We start from the raw sequence: 16,961 nt of genomic DNA on the forward strand, positions 1-16,961 counted from the left end.
CGCGCCCGCGGTCAGAGTTCCGAGAGGGGCAGGGCGCGGGTGGCGGTGATGGTGGGCAGCGCCCCCGGCGCGGCCCGCCGGACCTGTCCGTGTACGGCGAGCAGCTCCGACCCGAACACCGCGCTGGCGGAGCGCCGCTGGGCCTCGGAGAACAGGACCACCTCGATGACCCCGCTGCGGTCCTCGATGCTGGTGAAGACCACGCGCCTGCCCGAGCGGGTGGGCGGGGTCTGGGTGCAGACCCGCACCCCCGCCACCAGGACCCGCGCGCCGTCCGGGAAGCGGTGCAGGTCCTGGGCCAGGACCAGGTTCCTGGTGGAGGCCAGCCTGGCGAAGTGCTCCGCGTACTCGTCCAGCCGGTGCCCGGAGAGCTCGTAGCCGAGGGACCGCACCTCCTCGGCGACGCGTTCGGCGTGGGACATCGGGGCGGCCACCCCGGCGGGCACCGTCTCGGGCGTCTCGTCCAGGGAGAGCTGTCCGGGGGAGTCCGCGCGCCGGTGGTGCGCCTGGGTCAGGGAGTGCGCGTGCACGAGGACGTCGCGCCGGTCCGGGGCCCCGGGGGCGCCGGTGACGCCGGCGAGGGCGTCCAGCCCCCCGGCCAGGACGAGGTTGTCCAACGCCTCGCGGGACAGCGGCCCCCGCGCGAGCAGGTCCCGCAGCCCGGTGAAGGGACGCCGGGCCAGCAGGCGGTCGAGTTCGGCCTCGGTGAGGGCGCCCAGGTCGGCCAGGGCCGGGCGCAGGCCCCAGCGCCCCTCCCCGTCCCGCTCCACGCCCCAGTGCCGCTGGGAGGCGTTCAGGTCCAGGCCGAGCACCCGCACCCCCATGCGGCGGGCGTCGTTGAGGAGCACCCGGCGCGGGTACATGCCGGGGTCGTGGGTCATCACCCCGGCGAAGAACGCGGCGGGGAAGTGCCGTTTGAGCCACGCGCTCTGGTACGTGGGCAGGGCGAACGCGGCCGCGTGGGCCTTGCAGAAACCGAAGTTGCCGAACGCGGCCACCAGCCGCCAGGTCTCCTCGACGGTCCGGGCGTCGTGCCCGCGCTCGGACATGAGGGAACGCACCTGCGTCTCCACCTCACGGCGCCCCTCCTCGGTGCCCAGGGCGCGCCGCATGGCCTCGGCGCGGTCCAGCCCGCACCCGGTCATGGTGTCGATGGCGTGCAGGAGCTGTTCGTGGAAGAGCAGGGCCCCACCGGTCTCGGCCAGCACCGGTGCGAGGTCGGGGTGGGGCAGCCGGGGCGTCTCGACACCCTCCCTGGCCCCGAGGTAGGCCGAGACCATGTCGGTGCCCATGGGTCCGGGCCGGAACAGGGAGATGTCGGCGATCAGGTCGGGGACCCCGTCCGGGCGCAGCCGGGACACCAGCTCCCTCTGCCCCGGGGACTCGATCTGGAAGCAGCCCAGGGTGTTCGAGGCCGCGACCATGTGCGCGGTGGCGGGGTCACCGTCCGGCAGGGCCTCCAGGTCCGGTGGCCGCCCCGAGGTGCGGTCGATCTCGTCCAGGGTGTGCGCCAGGGCCGACTGCATCCGCACCCCGAGGACGTCGAGTTTGAGCAGCCCGAGGTGTTCCACGTCCTCCTTGTCCGCCTGGACCATCGGGTACCCGGCGCCGGAGGGCTGGGTGGGGACCCGGTCGCCCATGGCGTGGTCCGAGAGCACCAGCCCGCACGGGTGCATCGCCACGTGCCGGGGCAGGCCCGACAGCCGCTCCGCGAGCGAGAAGAGCCTGCGCACGTGTTCGCTGTCCAGGCCGTCCAGGTTCCGCAGCTCCGGGAGTTCGCGCGCGGTCTCGCTGATGCGGGAGGCCCGTACCCGGGGGAAGACCGAGGCGATGCGGTCCACCTCCACCGAGGGCAGCGACAGCGCGGCCCCGGCGTCCCGCAGGGCGCTGCGGGCACGGTAGGTCTCCATCATGGCCACCGTCGCGCTGGCCCCGGGGTGGGAGGCGATGACCGCGTCGTAGGCCTCCAACCGCCGGTCGGACTCCACGTCCAGGTCGATGTCGGGCAGGCCGGGGCGGCTCGGGGTGCAGAACCGTTCGAACAGCAGACCGTGCTCCAGGGGGTTGATCGCGGAGATGCCCAGCAGGTGCACGACGAGGCTGCCCACGGCCGAACCCCGGGCGGAGCAGCGGATCCGCTTGTCCCGGATGGCCTGGGCGGCGTCGGCCACGGTCAGGAAGTAGCTCTCCAGCCCCAGGCGGGCGATGACCTCCAGTTCGTACCGGACCCGTTCGTCCACGAGGCGGTCCCCCTCCAACCCCAGTAGGGCGGCGCCCCCGGTGACACGGCCGCGCAGGTCGGCGGTGGCCTCGGGGCGGTCGGGCAGGTGCAGACGGCCCCATCCCAGGTCGGCGACGGGGTCCAGCGCGCAGGAACTGCCCAGGGCGAGGGTGTGCGAGATCAGGCGCCGGGCGCGCGTGCGGTCACCGCCGCACACACCCACGGCGACCTGGAACATCTCCTCGCCGGTGGCCAGGTGGGCGCGCTCGGTGCGCGGCGCGGGGCGGTAGCCGCCGGGGGCGTGCTGGCGGATGCGGTCCAGGGCGAGGGCCACCCCCGCGGCGTCGGGGGAGGGGTAGCGCACGGCGTTGGTCAGCACCGCCAGGAGGTGTTCCTCGTCGGCCAGGCGCACCATGTCCCGTGCGGTGCGGCGCTGACCGGAGGCGCCGTGGTCGTGCGGGGCCAGGGCGATCTCCACACCGACCCTCCGCCAGGCGGTCAGCAGGGCACGGGCGTGCAGGGGCCGGTCCTGGGCCACGGCGCGGCCCACGTCGGAGTCGGGCCCCAACAGGAGCACCAGGCCCTCGTGGTGGGCGGCCAGCTGCTCGGGGAGCACCGCCACGGGCGCGGGGGCGCGGTGGACGGCGGTGACCAGACGGCACAGGCTCGCCCAGCCCCGCGCTCCCCGGGCCAGCAGCACGACCCGGCCGCCCTCGGGGGAGGCGAGGGCGAGGTCGACACCCAGGGCGGGGCGCACTCCGGCCTGTTCGCAGGTCCTGATGTGCTCGGCGACACCGAAGAGCCCGTCCCGGTCGGTGAGGGCCACCACCGGTTGGCCGTCGAGCGCGGCACGTTCGACCAGCGCGGCGGGAGGGGCGGTGCCGTGCCGGAAGGAGAACGACGAGGCGGCGCGCAGGTGCGTGAACACCGGTCCTCCCCTCTCTGCGTGTGCTCACAGTCAGAGGGGAAGGCACTGCGATCGAATGCGTGTTCGATAACTGTAGCCTGAACTGGACCAACGACAAGTCAAGAGACTCCTGGGGCGGGGGGTGGCAGGATGTCCGCGAGGGCGGAACCGCCCCGCACCACGTGACCGGGAGGTCCTGAACATGGCCAGCAAGTTCACCGAGCTCGCGTTCGACTGCGCCGATCCGCACGCGCTCGCCCGGTTCTGGTGCGCGGTCCTCGACTACGAGGTGAAGGCCGAGGAGCAGGAGGAGGGGTTCGTCGCGATCGGTCCCCCCGGTGACGCGGGGGCGGGTCCGGTGCCCCCGATGCTGACGTTCGCGCTCGTGCCCGAGGGCAAGACCGTCAAGAACAGGGCGCACGTCGACGTCAACCCCACCGACAGGGAGCAGGGCGAGGAGGTCCGGCGGCTGCTCGACCTGGGTGCCCGGCACGTGGACGTGGGCCAGGGAGACCAGAGCTGGGTCGTGCTCGCCGACCCGGAGGGGAACGAGTTCTGCGTCCTCTCGACCCGCCGCCCCTGAGACACGCGTCGGCCCTTCCCTCGCGGGAAGGGCCGGACGAATACGTGAGGAGTGTTCTGCCGTTTCAGGCGGTCGGGTCCTCAGCGCCCTTTGGAGCGCAGACTCCTGAGGGTGCCGCGGACGGATTCCTTCCACCCCTCGGTGCGGGTGAGGGCGCGTCCCTTGAACATTTCGAAGCGGCCCCGGTTGCGCAGCCGGTTGTTGCCGGTCGCCCTTCCGGCCAGCTCCTTGACCTTGCCCGTCGCGTGGGTCGCCCTGCCCCTGAGTTTCTCTGACTGGCCCATGAAGCCCTCCTCCTTGTGGGGATCGGTGGCGTCGCTGCCGGTCTCTCACTTGATTACTGCCACTTTTCGCCGCCCTTATTCATGATTGGCGAAAACAATCTCGGGTGGCATGGCGCACATCCGGCTCCGGGGCGCCGGATGATTGCACCCGATCTGTGTGGGAAGGGCTCAGAAAACAGACGGCAAATCCCCCGAGCGAGCGGAGGAAACAGTATGGACCTGACCTTTCTACAGCCCCTCTACGACCGCCCCTCGCCCATGGCGTCGTTGTTCATCAACACGTCCCGGGACACGGAGGACGCCGACCACGCGATCCGGGTGCGCTGGGGACAGGCGCGCACCGCGTTGCTGGAGAAGGGCGCTCCCGAGGAGACCGTCGCCGCGATGGACAGCGTGGTCGGACGCACGAGGGGAGTCCCCGGCGCCCACGGCCAGGTGGTGTACGCGGCCGGTGACGAGGTCGTCTTCGACTCCACGGTGGCCCGACCGCCACAGGACTTCCAGACGAGCGTCGGGGACCTGCCCGACCCGCTCCCGTACATGGTGGCCGAGCCCCGCAGGGTGCCCCACGTGCTGGTCGTCGCCGACAGCGTCGGCGCCGACCTGACCGTCGAGTACGCGGACGGAAGGACCGAGGTCACGCGGGTGGAGGGCGACGACAAGCCCGTGCACAAGGTCCGTGAGGGCGGCTACCACCACAACCAGATGCAGCGCGCGGTCGACGAGCAGGTGGGACAGAACGCCAACCTGGTGGCCGACACGGTCGCGGAGAGAGCGGCGGCCAGCGGCGCCGAGGTGATCGCGCTCGCCGGTGAGGTCCAGGTGCGCGGCGCCATCGCCGAGCGTTTCCCGGGGAAGCTGAGGGAACGGGTGGAGTACCTGGAGGCCGGCGCGCGTTCCGCCGGCGCGGAGAACTCGCCCCTTGAGGAGGAACTGGACGAGAAGCTGGACGCCAGGGCAGCCGAACACGTGCGTGAGGCGGTGGGCGCCTTCGGTCGCGGACGAGCGGACGGCACGGCCGTGGAGGGAATGGCGACGGTCCTGCACGCGCTCCAGCGCGGACAGGTGGAGACGCTGCTGTGGAACGACGAACTCCCCGGAGCCGACCGCGAGCTCCACATCGGCGAGTCCGGCGAGCAGGTCGCCCTCACCGAACGGGAGCTGCGCGACATGGGTGTGAGCGGGTCGCGCACCGAGCCCGCGAGGTCGGCCGTCCTCCGGGCCGTGGTCACGACGGGGGCCGGGCTGGAGCTGGTTCCGACGGACGCCGCGGAGCTGGACGAGGGCATCGGCGCCGTGCTGCGCTTCGCCGCCCAGAGCTGACCCCGCGAACCGGAGGACGGCCCGGGGCGAACCGCCCCGGGCCGTCGGCTTCGCCCTACGCGGTCGAGGACCGTCCGCCCAGGTGACGGGCCAGGAAGCGCTCGAGCACGCCGTACAGCTCGACGTTGCTGTCCGTGTTGACGAACCAGTGGCCCTCGGTCTCGTTCAGCAGGTACTCGACCTCGGCGCCCCGGGAGCGGAGCGCGTCGACGATGCGGTCGGAGTGGCGGCGGTCGACACGGACGTCGTTGGCGCCGTGGAACAACAGCACGGGCGCCGTGATGTCGTCGACCCTGCTGATGGGCGAGCGGGCGAGCATCTCGGCCTCCTGGCGGGGGTCGTCCGGATCGCCGATGTAGCGCAGGTAGCTGTTCTCGACACCACGGCGGGCGAACGGGACGACCGACCGGACCAGGTCGACCAGATCCGACATCCCGGTGTAGCTGACCGCGGCGGCGAACCGGTCGGGGGTGAACGCGGCTCCGACGAGCGCCGAGTAGCCGCCATAGGAGCAGCCATAGACGGCGACCCGGTCCGGGTCGGCGTGGCCCTGTCCGACCACCCAGTCGAGCGCGTCGATCAGGTCGTCGTGCATGCGTCCGGCGAACTGCCCGATCGCGGCCTGGGTGTGGGCCTTGCCGTAACCGGTGGAGCCGCGGAAGTCGACCTGTAGCACCGCGTAGCCGCGGTTGGCCAGGAACTGGACCTCGGGGTCATAGCCCCAGCTGTCCCGGTACCACGGGCCGCCGTGCACCAACAGCACGGTGGGCAGGCCGCGCGGCTCGACCCCGGTCGGCAGGGTGAGGTGGCAGGGCAGCGACAGGCCGTCGCGGGCCGACAGCGTGATCGGGGTGACCGGGGCGAGCTGGTCCGGGTCGAGGTGCGGGAACGGTCGGAAGAGGCGCCGCGCCCGCCCTGTTCCGTGGTCGTAGAACCAGGTGACGCCGGGGTCGCGGTCGTGGGTGAAGTCCGCCACCCAGCGCTGGGCCGTGGTGTCGCAGGACACGTGGGCGAGGTCGCCGTCGGACAGCTCCTCAAGTCGGGGCAGCACCCCGGCGAAGTGCGGGTCGAGCGCGTGGATCTCCTGACGGGCGCCGAGGTAGCGCGCGCCGAGGAGATCCCCGGTGCCCGGGTGCAGGATGAGCGAGGACGGGAAGCGCGGGTCGGCCTCGGGACGCGGGGTGTCCAGGTCGAACACGGGGTGGCTGTCCACCCCGGTCTCCTCGCCTGTGTCCAGGTCGACCCGGACCAGGCGGGTGCGGTCCGATCCGCGCGCGGAACCGGTCCACAGTCCTTCGCCGTCGGGGGTGAGCGCGGCGGGCAGGAGCCCGAAGGGGGCGTCGGTGCCGGAGAACCGCGCGATCGGGAGCCGGTCAGCCCCGGCCCACTCCGAGAGCACGTGGTCGCCCCCCTCCTCCAAGGTGAAGGCGAGCAACCGGTTCGGGGCGCGCAGCCAGTTCAGGACGTCGCCGGGGTTCTCCGCGACTCCGGTCAGCCCGCCGGTCGCCAGGTCGAGTTCGAAGAGGTCGACCAGGTCGGAACGGCGCATGTTGAGCTGGACGTAGGCCGTACCGGGGCGCCCGGGCGGGAGTTGCGTGCCGATCAGCCGTACGCCCTCATAGGGAGTCAGGTCGACCGGGGCCTCCTCGGGCCGGGTCATGTCAGCGCGGTGCAGGTGCCAGTTCTCGTCGCCGTCGTTGTCCTGCTGGAACAACAGGTAGCGGCCGTCGACGCTCCAGAAGAAGCTCTCGACGTTGCGCCGGGTGTCCGAGGTGACGCGCCGGACCTCCGGAGCGTCGGGGTCGTCCCAGTCCGAGTCCAGGTCACGGACGAACACGTTGAGCCGCTCCCGCCACGGGGCGAGGTAGGCGACCCTCGTGCCCTCCGGCGACAGTAGGGCGCGACTCCGGGTCGGGGGGCCGAAGAACTCCTCGACGGCGAGCGGTCTCGATGATGCGGTCATGGCGAATCCCTACGGTCGGTGGGTGCGGGCACCACCCAGTCCAGACCCCGACGTCGCGTCCGACTCAAGGCCGAACCAGGGTGACGTGGGACACGCTCAGGGGTCGTCCTGCTCCAGCCGCCGCTGGAGCTGACGCAGCACGCGCTGCTGCGAGGGATGGAGGTTCCGCGCGTTCAGCTGGTCCAACAGCGCCGAGCCCCGCGCGTCGATCGGGGGCAGTCCGGTCAGACCGGCCACGACCGGTCTGACGTGCGCGAGGAGTTCGTTGACCAGGGACGAGACCTCGTCGTCCGGGGCATCGGGGTCGAGGGAGTAGAAGCGCGCCGTGACGTTCGCGGGCACGGACGGGCCGCCGAACAGGGCGCCGAACGCCGCCGGGCCGAGCAGGTGTGCGGCCAGGACCAGTTGTTCGTGTTCGTGCCGGGCCATGTTCGCCGGCGTCCCCGCCTCAGGGGAGGGGAGCCACGCCGAGAGTTCCGGGGGCAGGTCCGGCGGGGTGCCGCTGCGTCGGAGCGCCGCGATGTCGGCCCGGCGTCGGGTGAGCCGTTCGATGTCCTCCGCGGCCTGGTGGTCGAGCTCGTCCAAGAGGTCCTCCGCGGCCTCCGGATCGTCCAGCACCGAGGGCAGTACGGACAGCTGAACACCCAGCGACGTCATTCTCGTGATGCGCAGGAGCCGGACGAGGTGACCCACGTCGTAGCGCCGGTGGCCCCCGCTCGACCGCGGTGGCTCGGGCAGCAGCCCGATCTGGTGGTAGTGGCGCAGCGTGCGGACGGTGACGCCGGCCAGCGCGGCGAGCTCGCTACTCAGCAACGGGCAGCTCCTCCACCGGGTCCACGGACGCGAAAACCCCAGGCCCGAGCGGGTCGAACCCCGAACCCGCGGAGGGAAGGTCCACGGGATACCGCTCGCTTGGTCCAGTTGTGTGGTGATTCGTTCCGGTCGGCCTGGGCGCGGTCATGCTACCGGGCGCGGTCAGAACCCGCTCCGCCACTTCTGATGCACGGATTCCGGTTGTGGGTCGGTCTTCGCTACGGGAACTAGTCTTCCCCTCAGACGGGCGAAAACTTGCAGTGGTCAGAGTAGACATGGCTGTCTGGTGGTGCTACGTTTTCTGTTGTAGCCACTGAGACACAAGGGCTGGACCACCGGATACGCCGGTGGAGGGAAGGACGGCTCGACGGTGCGCACGTGCGTCAAGGCGCCGGGGGCCGGTAGGACCGCAGTCGAAAGCAGTGCACGAAGTGAGAACGAGAGGAGTAGATGCCATCAGGATCGCCTGGGCGAGGAGATGTTCCGCTCGGGTACCGCAGGCCCCGGTTCGGAAGAAGGTGGTCCACGGTCACACAACCGCGATCCCCGCGATCCCGGCCCAGCTTGACCTCGGGATGCGGAAGACCGGCAGCGGCCGGTAGGTGGTATTGAACTCTCGGGCCCCAGCGCCGTACGGCGCTGGGGCCCTCGACGTGCGTTCAGGAGAAGAAGGACACGCACCTGCCCCGTCCCGGGACCGGCCGACGCCTCCAGGTCGGTTCAGCTGTTCCCTCCGGAGAGAGGGGGAGAGCTCCGGAGGGGAACCCGGGTCAGCGGCGCGGGCGGCGACGTCCGTGGGGTGCCTGCGTGCGGGCGCGCTCCTGTGGCCTGGCGGACCGCACGGTCACCGGCAGTCCCGAAGGTTCGCGGGCCCCGGTCACCTCGGCCAGCTCCGGGGTGTCCGCTCCGGCGCCCAGGGTGCGCGGTTCGATCCGTGCCCTGGCGACCAGGCGGGTCATGTCGCGGCGCTGGGCGGGCATCACCAGCGTGACCACGTTGCCGGACTCACCGGCCCGGGCGGTGCGCCCGCCCCGGTGCAGGTAGTCCTTGTGGTCGGTCGGCGGGTCGATGTTGACGACCAGGTCCAACCCGTCCACGTGGATGCCGCGCGCCGCGACGTTGGTCGCGATCAGCGCCGTCACGTCGCCCCGTTTGAACTGGTCGAGGGTACGGGTGCGCTGGGGTTGGCTGCGTCCGCCGTGCAGGGGCGCGGCGAGCACCCCGTTGGCCAGCAGGTGTTCGGCCATACGGTCCACCGCGCGCTTGGTGTCGAGAAACATGATCACCCGGCCCTGTCGAGCGGCGATCCTGGTGGCGACGGACCTCTTCTCGCCGGGCGAGACGTGCACGAGGTGGTGCTCCATGGTGGAGACGGCGCCCTCGGACAGGTCGACCGAGTGGACCACCGGGTCGTTGAGGAAACGTCGGACCAGCTGGTCCACGTTCCGGTCCAGGGTGGCGGAGAACAACATGCGCCGCCCACCCTTCGGTACCTCCTGGAGGATCGCGGTGACCTGGGGCATGAAGCCCATGTCGGTCATCTGGTCGGCCTCGTCCAGGACGGTGGTCTCCACCCGGTCCAGCACACAGTCGTCGCGCTCCATCAGGTCGCGCAGCCGCCCCGGGGTGGCCACGACCACGTGCGTTCCCTGCTGTAGGGCGCGCGCCTGTCGGCGGATGGGCATGCCGCCCACGACGGTGGTGATGCGCACCCCCACCGAACGCGAGTAGGGCTCCAGGGACTCAGCGACCTGCTGTGCCAGCTCCCGGGTGGGGGCCAGGACCACGGCCAGGGGGCGCCGCGGTTCCGCGGGGCGCCCGTCGAGGCCTGCGAGCAGGGGCAGGCCGAAGGCCAGGGTCTTGCCGGAACCCGTCCGGCTGCGGCCCAGTACGTCGCGTCCGGCCAGGGAGTTGGGCAGGGTCGCAGCCTGGATCTCGGACGGGGTCGTCAGTCCCTGGCGGTCCAGAGTCCGCTTCAGGGCCGACGGCATGTCCAATGCCGCGAAGGAGTCCGCAGGCGGGAGCGCCGGAGTCACGGTGACGGGGAGCGCGAACTCCCCGGAGGGGCCCGCGTTACGAGGGCGCGAGGCGCCGCCCGGGCGCTGTCGACCGTAGCTCCGGGCCGGTCGCGCACGGTTGCTGGTGGGGTGGGGATGGCTCATGAATGGCCTTTCGCCGTCGGAGTTCGCCGGGCGGGAGGCCTCACGGCCTCACAGGGAAAACCGGGTACACCGGATGAATGAAACCTGCACGCCCGACTGGAGAATTTCCGGGGCGAGTAAAGCAAGCTATTTGGAAAAACGAAGCCCAGAAATCAGGCGGAGAAACAAAAAGACGGGGTCCGGCCCCCTGGAGGGCGGACCCCGTCGCGGGGGAGAGTGTGCTCTCCCCGGATCAGGCTTAGCGCAGGGTGATGTTCTCAGCCTGGGGGCCCTTGGCCCCGGCGACGGCATCGAACTGCACGGCCTGGCCTTCGGCCAGCTCACGGTAGCCCGTGGCCTGGATGTTCGAGTAGTGGGCGAAGACGTCCGGGCCGCCGCCGTCCTGCTCGATGAAGCCGAAGCCCTTTTCGCCGTTGAACCACTTGACTGTACCGGTGGCCATGGTGGCACCTCTCGCTCGAAAATGAAGAAAACCGCAGGTGACGATTTTCCCGTCACTGCGGTGATCTCCCAGGAACGCGAGGTTCCACGGGGGCCACTACTGCAACTTCGTAGACAGTAGCACAGAAAATTCTATTCTCCCGATATCCGGTGCATCGCGGAGTGCCAGAAAAATGGTGCGGAAACAGAAAGTGCCGTGCTGCTCGCGCTGAACGCCCGCCCCGCCGCGGCCGTCCGCCGCTGGAGGGGCGCCAGAGTGGGCAGCCGGGAACGGGGCGTGCGGACCCGGACCTGGTGTCCGCCCGTATGAAGGCAGGCTGCCCGGCTCCGGACCGGCTGAGCCGCGTGTTCCGGAAGGCCGGAGAGCGGACTGCCGTCGGTGCGGCTGCGTGATCTGCGGCGGGCGCGGGCCGCGTTCGCTTGGGAGGCGGGGTGTGCCTGAAGACGATGCGGGCGATGCTGGGGCAGGTCGTGTTGACCGCGGGCACGTACACGCGTGTCCTGCCCGAGGTCGCCCATGAGGCGGCGGCGTTGGTGCTGAGAGAGGCCCGGTCGGCGCCCGGTCGGCACCGCGCGCTCCGACGTCGAAGGAAGCGGAGGGGGCCCACGCGCGTCCCGTCCGGGTCCCACCACGGCAACGCCCCGCCGGGGTTCGGCGGGCGTTGTTCCAGGTGAAGGGTGGTAGGGCCCCAGGGGATCGAACCCTGAACCCGCGGATTAAAAGTCCGCTGCTCTGCCAGTTGAGCTAAGGCCCCGTGGCGTGCCCAGGTGAACTGGGGGAACGTCACACAAGACGACATCCTACCGGATACCACAGGAGTTGCGGAGCAGTGGATTCGCCTGTCAGCGCGCACATGCGGGACCGCTCTCGGGGGTGACGGGCCAGGTTCGAAGGTCGCGGGGGAGTGAGATGATCACCGGGCGCTGGCGGGCCGTGTCCCTGAGGGAACCCGGAGGGGGCGACCCTGAAGGGGTCGGAAGCGTGCAAAAGTACACATGGAGAAATATTGCGCGGGCTGTAATAGTTGTCCGTGCAAGGGAGGACCTATGGGGCTGCGAGAACGCAAGAAGCTGGCCACGCGCCGGGCTCTGCGGGAGGCCGCCGTGCGGCTCACCCTGGAGCGCGGTCTGGAGAACGTGACCGTGGAGGCGATCTCGGCCGAGGCCGACGTCTCGCCCCGGACCTTCTTCAACTACTTCGCGACCAAGGAGGACGCGCTCCTCGACGACGTCCCCGTGTCCCTGGACGAGGAGGCGCACGCGGCGTTCGTGGCCGGTGGTCCCACCGGTGTGTTCACCGACGACCTCGGCTCCCTCCTGATGGCCTCCCTCGTGGTCTCGGGCGACCTCGGCAAGCAGCGTGCCGAGATCGCTCTGCGCAGGCAGCTCATCGACCGGGAACCCCACCTCCTCCCCGGTCTGCTGGGGCGCTTCCACGACGTCGAGCGGAGTGTGGCCGCCGCGATCGCCGAGCGCGCGGGGGTCCCCGCCGACGACACCCGATCCCAGGTGGCGGCGGCCGCCGCCATGTCCTCCATGCGCCAGTCCATGAAGATGGTCCCGGAACAGGCGGAGGAGGGCATCGACGAACTGCGCGCCCACCTCGGCCAGGCCTTCCGGACGTTGGGAGAGGTCTTCGCCCCCGAACGCCGGGGCTGATGTGCGCCACGTCTCAGGAACGTCCCGGGGTTCGACGCCGTCGGACCTTCGGGGACGGAGATCAGGGACCGCCCAGGGCTCTCCCCGATGGGAATCGTCGTCGTCAGCGGGCAAGGTGGAGGTATGAACGAGAACTTCGCCAGCAAGAGACTCCAGCGCAGCGAGACCGACCGCTTCCTGACCGGCGTTTGCGGGGGCATCGCCGCCTACACCGGTGTGGACTCCACGATCATCCGGATCGTCTTCGTGGTCCTGGCCCTGCTGGGCATGGCCGGTATCCCGATCTACATCCTGGCCTGGCTGCTCATGCCGGCCGAGAGCGAGCAGCGTTCGCTGCTGGAGCAGATCATCCGTAACTTCCAGGGAAAGTCGAGTGACAACTGATGTGGACCCTGCGCGCACATCCCGGTTGGCAGCGGCGCGAGCTGTGTGCCCCACGGGATGATCGAGAGACCGACCAGTCCTGTGACCAGCCCGCGGAGCACCGCGCCGAGCGCCAGGGCGTGCTCGGCGCTCACCGGCCCTAGGAGGCCGACTCCGACTCGGTCGCCTCCATTCGCTCGGCGACCTCCCGGGACATCCGTGCCCACGGGACGGAGAGGGCGATCGCGGAGAGCAGGGCGAGCAGACCGGCACCGACGATCACCGTGCTGGTGCTGGTGAGCTCGACGAAGTAGCTGGACAGCAGGATGCCGATTCCCTGCGCGGCCTGGAGCCCCGAGGCGACCAGGCCGAAGGCCAGCCCGCGGCCCTCCTTGGGCACGCAGAGGACGAAGGCCGCGTTGGCCACGAACTGGTAGGAACCGGCCGCCCCACAGAGGGTCAGGGCGGCGATCATCATCCACAGCGGCATCTGGAGCACCCAGAGCAGCAGCGGCACGCAGGTGAGGATCGCCAGCGGGCCGAGGAGACGGGTGCGGGTCGGCGGGGCGATCAGTCGGGTGAGGACGAAACCGCCCACGAGCGCCCCGATCGACTGGCCCGCCATGATGAACCCGGCCGCGGCGGGCCCGGCGCCCGCTTCGGCGGCCATGGGGTTGGCCAGCCCGTAGGGGATCGAGTACAGGCCCGCGAGCCAGGCGAGCAGGGCCAGCACGCGCAGCTTGGGGTCGCTGAAGACGAGCTTGGCGCCGTCCCTGGTCATCACCAGGAGTCCGGGTCGCTTCTCGCCGCTCTCCTCACGCGCGGGAGCGGGGCGGGCCTTCACACCGAGGCGTACGATCAGCGCCGACAGGACGAAGAGCACGCCCGTGGACATCAGGGTGATGTTGGGGCTGACGAAGGTGACGATCACACCGCCCGCGATCAGACCGAGGAGCATCCCGACCTGCGCGGTCAGCTGGATGATCGCGGTGCTGGCCACGTAGCGCTCGCCCTGGACGATCTGGCTGAGCAGGGCCGCACGGGCCGCCGAGAACGGGATCGACGGCAGGATCGAGAGGAACAGCAGCGCCCAGACCGCCCAGACCGGCATGCCGGGGATTCCGACGATGACGATGACCACGGCCCGGATCACGTCGCAGGCCACCATCACCTGGCGGCGCGGCAGGATGTCCGCGAGTCCGGAGAACAGCGGACCGGCGATGATCGGCGGCAGGAACATCACGGCCAGCGTGACCCCGGCGGCGAAGGCCGAGTCCGTCAGTTGGTAGACGAGGACGCTGGAAGTGATGTTCAGCAGGTTGGCGCCGATCACCGACAGGGCGTGGGCCAACCACATGGAACGGAACTCGGCTATCGCCATGACGTCGCGGTAACTGCTCCGCCATTTGTCGTCCCGCGCCTTCGGAGATCCGTGATCCCCGCCGTCGGCGGCCTTGTCGAGGCTCGGATTGCCCACCAGGCACTCCCTTACTGTCACAGGGGTGAATCACGCTGTGTCGTGCTCCCATGACCAACGGTTCCGGAAGAGGGTCGCACTGGCAAGCGGGTTGGGTGAATTCGTGTCTGATTCGTTGCTCCGAGTAATGTCTCCCGGTGTGATTCGGTATCGCCCCCGAAGGTTGCTGTCCGGATTGTTTTCCCAGGTGGGTGCCGTTGAGGGAGAGCTTCGTGTGTCCTCCGGGGGTGCTGGGCGGGGAGGGGGGTCGTTACTCGCCGAAATGGTGTCACGAATGGGAATCATGTCCCCAGATGCCAGAATTTATGGGATCTTCGGACCTCTATTCCCTCGGAATATCGCTCTGGGTGAGCACTTCCGGCCGGGTCAGCCCCAACGGCCGGGTCAGCCCCAACCGAGTTCGGTGAGCCGGGCGTCGTCGATCCCGAAGTGGTGCGCGATCTCGTGGATGACGGTGACGAGCACCTCCTCCACCACCTGGTCGGGGGTCTCGCACATCGCGCAGATGTTGCGCCGGTAGATGAAGATCTGGTCCGGGAGCACCCCGAAGTAGGAGTCGCCGCGCTCGGTCAGCGGAATCCCCTCGTACAGGCCGAGCAGGCCCTCCGGGGACTCCTCCGCGACCGTGATCACCACGTTGTCCATGAGTCGGGCCAGCTCCGGCGGGATCTGGTCCAGGGCGTCGGCCACCAGTTCCTCGAAGTCCCTGCGTGTCAGTTCAACCACGCCTGCCATTGTGCTGCCTTCCCGGGGCGGCGAGGAAGAGACATAACACTCTGGACGGGAGGAAACATTGGGAACGGCTCCAGTCAACGGCATGATGGGGGTGTGTTGTCTTGGGGAGAGATCCGCGCTTACGACTACCGGGGGGCCCTCGAACGGTCCCGAATGACCCTTCGCCGGTGGCGTGCCGGACGTGTGTGGCGGTGGAGCTGCGTCGTCGTCGCGGGACTGGTCGGGGGCTGGCTCGGGCTGGCCCTGGGCGGTCAGGTGGTCACGCCGATCGGACCGGCCGACGTCACCTTCGCCCTGAGCCCCCAGTGGCACGGTGAGACCGTCGTCAACGTCGCCCCGCTGGGCCAGCTGGCCTTCGACACCCACACGGCGCCCCTGAGGCTCGAGGCGACCATCACCGACATCCGGCTCTCGGCGGCCGAGGAGATGTTCGCCGACCCCGACGCCATCAACCGCATGGCCGCGGGGATCGGCGCCGACCTCACGAGCGGTGTGACCGCCCTCCTGCTGCGCTCCCTGCTCGTGGCGACCCTCGGCGCGGCCCTGATGGGCCTGCTGCTGTTCCGGAGCACCTGGCGCGCCCTGGCGAGCGGGGCCACCTCGCTGCTCGTCCTGGTGGGCTTCGGCGGCCTGGCGGGGCTCACCTTCAACCCGAGCGCCATCGCCGAGCCGCGCTACACCGGGCTCATCGCGGGCGCCCCGCAGGTGGTGGGCAGCGCCGACGACGTCGTCAGCAGGTTCAGCGAGTACCAGGAACAGCTCGCCGGGCTGGTCGGCAACGTGTCGATGATCTACGAGGCCACGTCCTCGCTGCCGGTGTACGACGACGACGAGTCCGTCATCCGGGTGCTGCACGTGTCCGACATCCAGCTCAACCCGGCGTCGTGGAGCATCATCAGCACGCTGCGGGAGCAGTACGGGGTCGACGTGATCGTGGACTCCGGCGACCTCACCGATCGCGGCAGCGCGGCGGAGGACGTCTTCGCCGACGAGATCGGGAAGCTGGACGTGCCCTACGTGTGGGTGCGCGGCCAGCACGACTCCATGGGAACCCAGCGGGCGGTGGCGGCCCAGTCCAACGCGGTGGTGCTGGACGGTGACGTCGAGGAGGTCGGCGGCCTCACCTTCTACGGGGCGGGCGACCCCCGGTTCACTCCGGACGCCACCCGGCTCAACCCGGACGCCGCGGGGGTGGCCGCTCTCGGCGAGGAGCAGGCGGCGTCGATCAGGGGCGGCGGGGACGACGTGGACGTCGCGATCCTGCACACGCGCACCCAGGCGCGGCCGTTCGACGGCGTGGTTCCGCTGGTCCTGGCCGGGAACGAGCACCTGCGCTCCACCGAACTCACCGACCAGGGCACCAGGTTCCTCGTCCAGGGGTCCACCGGCGGCGCGGGACTACGTGGCCTGGATCACGGTTCCGGTCGTCCCACGCCGTACCAGGCGTCGGTCCTGTACTTCGACGCGGAGACCGGCCGCCTCCAGGCCCGCGACGACATCGATCTCGGGGGTATCGGGCTCACGTCGGCGCAGGTCGAGCGGCACATCGAGGCGGACCCCGACCGGCGGATCGGTGAGCCGGAAGAGGGCGAGGACGAGCGTGCGACCCCGACGGAGGAGTCGTCGTAGGCCCCGCGTCGTCGCAGGTCCCGGAGGGTTTGGGCTGACTCGGGCATTCGCTTTGGCGTTGGTGGGAATCTCCCCTATGCTTGGGCTGTCTACACGGGCCCCCATCGTCTAGCGGCCCAGGACGCCGCCCTTTCAAGGCGGTAGCGCGGGTTCGAATCCCGTTGGGGGTACGAAGCGGTCAGAGCACTGCCGGGCGTCTGGCAGAATGAGAACCGCAGCGACACGCAGGGCCGCGAGGCCGGGCGTGACAACTGAACAAGGTCCTGTGGAGCAGTTAGGAGTGCTCGCCACCCTGTCAAGGTGGAGGCCGCGGGTTCAAATCCCGTCAGGACCGCGTGCGTCGCCGAGGGAATCGGCGCCGCGGCTAGGTAGCTCAGTTGGTACGAGCGTCCGCCTGAAAA

The 16,961-nt window shown here is 70.4% G+C and carries 13 protein-coding genes and 3 tRNA genes; 7 read left to right on the forward strand and 9 right to left on the reverse strand.

Annotated features, from left to right (window positions below):
- Positions 1–11: 11 nt before the first annotated feature.
- On the reverse strand, positions 12–3,149 hold the full coding sequence (gene dnaE, locus D452_RS0103305; RefSeq protein WP_017542730.1) for a DNA polymerase III subunit alpha: 3,138 nt from the start codon (positions 3,147–3,149) through the stop codon (positions 12–14).
- 181 nt (positions 3,150–3,330) lie between these two features.
- Here dnaE and D452_RS0103310 point away from each other — a divergent pair, with 181 nt between their 5' ends.
- Positions 3,331–3,711 carry a VOC family protein gene (locus D452_RS0103310; protein WP_017542731.1) on the forward strand — a complete coding sequence of 127 codons (381 nt, stop codon included), beginning with the start codon at positions 3,331–3,333 and terminating at the stop codon, positions 3,709–3,711.
- Positions 3,712–3,791: 80 nt separating this feature from the next.
- Here D452_RS0103310 and D452_RS0103315 read toward each other — a convergent pair whose 3' ends face one another.
- Entirely contained in the window at positions 3,792–3,995 is a 204-nt protein-coding gene (locus D452_RS0103315; protein ID WP_017542732.1) for a CsbD family protein, read from the reverse strand.
- Between the two features lie 213 nt (positions 3,996–4,208).
- Here D452_RS0103315 and D452_RS0103320 point away from each other — a divergent pair, with 213 nt between their 5' ends.
- Positions 4,209–5,318, forward strand: coding sequence for a baeRF2 domain-containing protein (locus tag D452_RS0103320; protein WP_017542733.1), 1,110 nt, complete (start codon positions 4,209–4,211; stop codon positions 5,316–5,318).
- Positions 5,319–5,373: 55 nt separating this feature from the next.
- On the opposite strand, the gene D452_RS0103325 is transcribed toward D452_RS0103320, so the two are convergent.
- From D452_RS0103325 to D452_RS0103345, 5 genes are all read right to left on the reverse strand, one after another.
- Complete coding sequence (locus D452_RS0103325) at positions 5,374–7,281, reverse strand: alpha/beta hydrolase family protein (RefSeq protein WP_017542734.1); 1,908 nt, start codon at positions 7,279–7,281, stop codon at positions 5,374–5,376.
- 96 nt (positions 7,282–7,377) lie between these two features.
- The gene (locus tag D452_RS0103330; RefSeq protein ID WP_017542735.1) at positions 7,378–8,094 is read right to left on the reverse strand and encodes a MerR family transcriptional regulator; all 717 of its coding nucleotides are present in this window, start codon (positions 8,092–8,094) and stop codon (positions 7,378–7,380) included.
- A gap of 770 nt (positions 8,095–8,864) precedes the next feature.
- Positions 8,865–10,256, reverse strand: a complete 1,392-nt coding sequence (locus D452_RS0103335; protein WP_026128925.1) for a DEAD/DEAH box helicase — start codon at positions 10,254–10,256, stop codon at positions 8,865–8,867.
- Between the two features lie 238 nt (positions 10,257–10,494).
- Positions 10,495–10,698 carry a cold-shock protein gene (locus D452_RS0103340; RefSeq protein WP_017542737.1) on the reverse strand — a complete coding sequence of 68 codons (204 nt, stop codon included), beginning with the start codon at positions 10,696–10,698 and terminating at the stop codon, positions 10,495–10,497.
- Between the two features lie 678 nt (positions 10,699–11,376).
- Positions 11,377–11,452 (reverse strand) — tRNA-Lys (locus tag D452_RS0103345).
- A gap of 292 nt (positions 11,453–11,744) precedes the next feature.
- Between D452_RS0103345 and D452_RS0103350 the strand changes: the two genes are divergently transcribed.
- Together D452_RS0103350 and D452_RS0103355 are read left to right on the forward strand one after the other, a co-directional pair.
- A complete protein-coding gene (locus D452_RS0103350; RefSeq protein ID WP_017542738.1) occupies positions 11,745–12,356 on the forward strand; it encodes a TetR/AcrR family transcriptional regulator in 612 nt (203 codons plus the stop codon).
- 123 nt (positions 12,357–12,479) lie between these two features.
- Complete coding sequence (locus D452_RS0103355) at positions 12,480–12,740, forward strand: PspC domain-containing protein (RefSeq protein ID WP_017542739.1); 261 nt, start codon at positions 12,480–12,482, stop codon at positions 12,738–12,740.
- A gap of 139 nt (positions 12,741–12,879) precedes the next feature.
- Here D452_RS0103355 and D452_RS0103360 read toward each other — a convergent pair whose 3' ends face one another.
- Together D452_RS0103360 and D452_RS0103365 are read right to left on the reverse strand one after the other, a co-directional pair.
- Positions 12,880–14,196 (reverse strand): MFS transporter, encoded by a 1,317-nt coding sequence (locus D452_RS0103360; RefSeq protein ID WP_017542740.1) that lies wholly within the window; start codon positions 14,194–14,196, stop codon positions 12,880–12,882.
- A gap of 384 nt (positions 14,197–14,580) precedes the next feature.
- Positions 14,581–14,931, reverse strand: a complete 351-nt coding sequence (locus tag D452_RS0103365; protein ID WP_017542741.1) for a metallopeptidase family protein — start codon at positions 14,929–14,931, stop codon at positions 14,581–14,583.
- 153 nt (positions 14,932–15,084) lie between these two features.
- Here D452_RS0103365 and D452_RS0103370 point away from each other — a divergent pair, with 153 nt between their 5' ends.
- The 3 genes from D452_RS0103370 (at position 15,085) to D452_RS0103380 (ending at position 16,894) form a co-directional block, all read left to right on the forward strand.
- Positions 15,085–16,560: a metallophosphoesterase family protein gene (locus tag D452_RS0103370; protein WP_017542742.1), complete on the forward strand. Its 1,476-nt coding sequence runs from the start codon at positions 15,085–15,087 to the stop codon at positions 16,558–16,560.
- A 97-nt stretch (positions 16,561–16,657) separates the two neighbouring features.
- Positions 16,658–16,730: transfer RNA gene (locus tag D452_RS0103375), tRNA-Glu, on the forward strand.
- Between the two features lie 89 nt (positions 16,731–16,819).
- Positions 16,820–16,894: transfer RNA gene (locus D452_RS0103380), tRNA-Asp, on the forward strand.
- Positions 16,895–16,961: the final 67 nt, after the last annotated feature.

Source organism: Nocardiopsis prasina DSM 43845 (assembly GCF_000341265.1).
In the GTDB taxonomy this organism is placed as follows: domain Bacteria; phylum Actinomycetota; class Actinomycetes; order Streptosporangiales; family Streptosporangiaceae; genus Nocardiopsis; species Nocardiopsis prasina.